Annotated in this window: 3 protein-coding genes; all 3 read left to right on the top strand. The window is 68.5% G+C overall.

Annotated elements, in window-relative coordinates:
* On the top strand, window positions 1-516 hold a 516-nt coding region (locus AB0M20_RS35330), incomplete at its 5' end, for a helix-turn-helix transcriptional regulator (RefSeq protein WP_364304851.1).
* Between the two features lie 67 nt (window positions 517-583).
* Window positions 584-2,497, top strand: a complete 1,914-nt coding sequence (locus tag AB0M20_RS35325; protein WP_364304849.1) for a M4 family metallopeptidase — start codon at window positions 584-586, stop codon at window positions 2,495-2,497.
* A 211-nt stretch (window positions 2,498-2,708) separates the two neighbouring features.
* Window positions 2,709-2,948: a hypothetical protein gene (locus AB0M20_RS35320; RefSeq protein ID WP_364304848.1), complete on the top strand. Its 240-nt coding sequence runs from the start codon at window positions 2,709-2,711 to the stop codon at window positions 2,946-2,948.
* The last annotated feature ends 50 nt before the right edge of the window (window positions 2,949-2,998 follow it).

Here is a 2,998-nt window from a genome sequence, read left to right as displayed (position 1 = left end):
ATCTATTTCATTTGCGTTAAGCTTTTGATCTACATTAAGCGTGCAGGTTTTTTGTCTATTTGTAGACGATTTTATGTTATACTAGTCCTTGAAGCTGCCGCCGCGCTGCACTTCGAGCAGCTGCACCAGCCCCTCGAGCAGGCGCACTCGCTGCTCGTGCAGGGCGGTGCCGAGCGACGCCGCCGGCGGTACGCGGCCGCCCGGGTCGCGATCGGCGCGGCGATGGCCATCTTCCTGGCCGCCGAGGCCCGGCCGTGGACCGAGCAGACCGAGCGGGCGCTGGCCGGCACGGAGAGCACCTCGGCGCCCGAGAGCGGAGCGTTCGGGCTGACCTCCACCGAGGCGCGGATCGCCGCGCTGGTCCGTGACGGCGCGAGCAACCGCGAGATCGCGGCGCAGCTCTATCTGAGCGTCAAGACCGTCGAGGCCACCCTCACCCGGGTGTACCGGCGGCTGGGCGTACGGTCGCGCACCCAACTCGCCTCCCGGCTGCAAGGGTTTTCCCTGATTCGATGACGGTCGTCGATGCCTAGCGTCTCTGCTCAAGCAGCCTCCCTACCGGGTGGAGCAGAAGGAGTACGACGTGCGACGACCGAACCTGTTCCTGGCCCTGGCCACCGGGGCGTCCCTGACGCTCGCGGTGCCGGCCCTGGCCCAAGCGGCCCCTGACCCCACGCCGGCGCCCGCGAGCAAGGCCGCCACCGCGGCCGACAAGCTCGTCGGCAACGCCGCTTCCGATGCCGTGCTCCGCCGCGGCGCCGCCGACACGCTCAAGCGGACCGGCGTCGTGCCGGGCACCGACGGCCTGCAGTACGTCACCTACGTCCGCTCCTACCAGGGTCTGGAAGTGGTCGGCGGCGACGTCGTCGTGTCCACCGACAAGACCGGCGCGGTCACCGGCACCGCGGTTGCCCAGTCCGCCGAGATCGCCGTCGGCACCACCGCGAAGGTCACGGCGGACAAGGCCGTGGCGATCGCGAGGTCCGGCTTCGCGACGGTCGAGAGCGCGTCGGGCGCGACGCTCAAGGTCCTCGCCTGGGGTACGCCGAAGCTCGTCTACCAGGTCGACGTGGCCGGGACGCTGGCCGGCAGCAAGCCCAGCAACCAGCACATCTTCGTGGACGCGCTGACGGGGAAGGTCGCCGACAGCGTCGAGCTGGTCCGCGAGGGCACCGGCAACGGCTACTACTACGGGAACGTCAGCATCAACACCTCCGGGTCCGGCTCGTCGTTCTCGATGACCGACACCACCCGGCCGGGGCTGAAGTGCGGCGGGCAGAACGGGTCGGCCTACACCGGCACGGACGACGCGTGGGGCAACGGCTCCGGCACCAACCTCGAGACGGCGTGCGTCGACGCGATGTGGTCGGTGCAGCGTGAGGCCGACATGGTCCGCGCCTGGTTCAACCGCAACGGCATCCTGGGCAACGGCAACACGCCGCCGGTCCGGGTCGGCCTGAACGACGTCAACGCGTACTGGAACGGCTCCTACACCAACTTCGGCCACAACCAGGCCAACAACCGGCAGGCCACGCCGATCGACGTGGTGGCGCACGAGATGGGCCACGCGATCTTCCAGTCCACCCCGGGCGGCGCCGGCAGCGGCAACGAGAACGGCGGCATCAACGAGTCCACCGGCGACATCTTCGGCGCGCTCACCGAGGCCTACGCGAACAGCCCGCTCGACCCACCGGACTACCAGGTCGGCGAGGAGGTGGACCTGGTCGGCGACGGCCCGATCCGCTACATGTACAACCCCTCGCTGGCGGGCGACCCGAACTGCTGGTCCACCGGCATCCCCAGCACCGAGGTGCACTCCGCGGCCGGGCCGCTCAACCACTGGTTCTACCTGGTCGCCGAGGGCTCGAACCCGGCCAACGGCCAGCCGGCCAGCCCGACCTGCAACAGCAGCTCGGTCACCGGCATCTCGATCCGCAAGGCCGGCGAGATCTACTACAACGCGCTGCAGTCGAAGACCTCGACCTGGCGTTACGCCAACATCCGCACGGCGTCGCTGAACGCGGCCAAGAACCTCTACGCGCCGAGCTGCACCGAGTTCAACACGGTCAAGGCCGCCTGGAACGCGATCAGCGTCCCGGCGCAGAGCGGCGAGCCCACCTGCGGCGGCACCGAGCCCCCGCCGCCGACCGGGTGCACCGGCACAAACGGCACCGACGTGTCCATCCCGGACGCCGGCGCCGCGGTGACCAGCACAGTCACGATCAGCGGCTGCGCCCGCAACGCCTCGGCGACCTCGACCGTCGCGGTAAACATCGTGCACACCTACCGCGGTGACCTGGTGGTCAACCTGATCGCCCCGGACGGCACGTCGTTCCGCCTCAAGAACAGCAGCTCCTCGGACAGCGCCGACAACGTCAACACGACGTACACGGCGAACCTCTCCGGCGAGGCGGCGAACGGCGCCTGGAAGCTGTCCGTCCAGGACGTCTACCGGCTGGACACCGGCTACATCAATTCCTGGACCCTCACCGTCTAGTCACGTGATCGGACTAACACGCTGACAGTGACCAGCCAATAGTCCACGGAGAGTGACCCGCGCTACTAAGATCCAGTGGCGCGGGTCACCACCGTACCCGAGCTTTAACGTTAATGACTTGGCGATTTAGCACTGCGCGCGGATCGTTGACGAAGGGAAGCGACGACGCTTTTCGCAACTACAGAGCGTCAATGCATCAAGGAGAAACACCATGGCCTTCGCCACGCGGATCCGCACCGCGATCGCCCACCGAGCCACCGAGCGCCGCGCGTACCGTCAGCTCGCCAAGGAGCTCGCCGCCTTCCAGACCCCGGCCGAGCGGGCCGAGCTGGACGAGCTGATCGGCCGCCACAGCGCCGATGAGACCCGGCTGATCCGGGGCATCCTGCAGCAGCAGGACTTCGAGCGGTACCAGAGCGCCGCCGGCGTCGGCGGCCACCGCGCCGCCTGACCGTCCACGAGCGAAAAGAAACCGCCCCCGGCGCCGTTGCCGGGGGCGGT

The organism is Actinoplanes sp. NPDC051633 (genome assembly GCF_040681735.1).
Classification (GTDB): Bacteria; Actinomycetota; Actinomycetes; order Mycobacteriales; family Micromonosporaceae; genus Actinoplanes.
Note: the sequence above shows the minus strand (reverse complement) of the source record. Positions and strands in the feature narration are given on the sequence as shown.

Bases quoted from the DNA above. Each gene is read 5' to 3' on its own strand.
- AB0M20_RS35320 (WP_364304848.1), top strand. From the start codon at position 2,709: ATGGCCTTCGCCACGCGGATCCGCACCGCGATCGCCCACCGAGCCACC.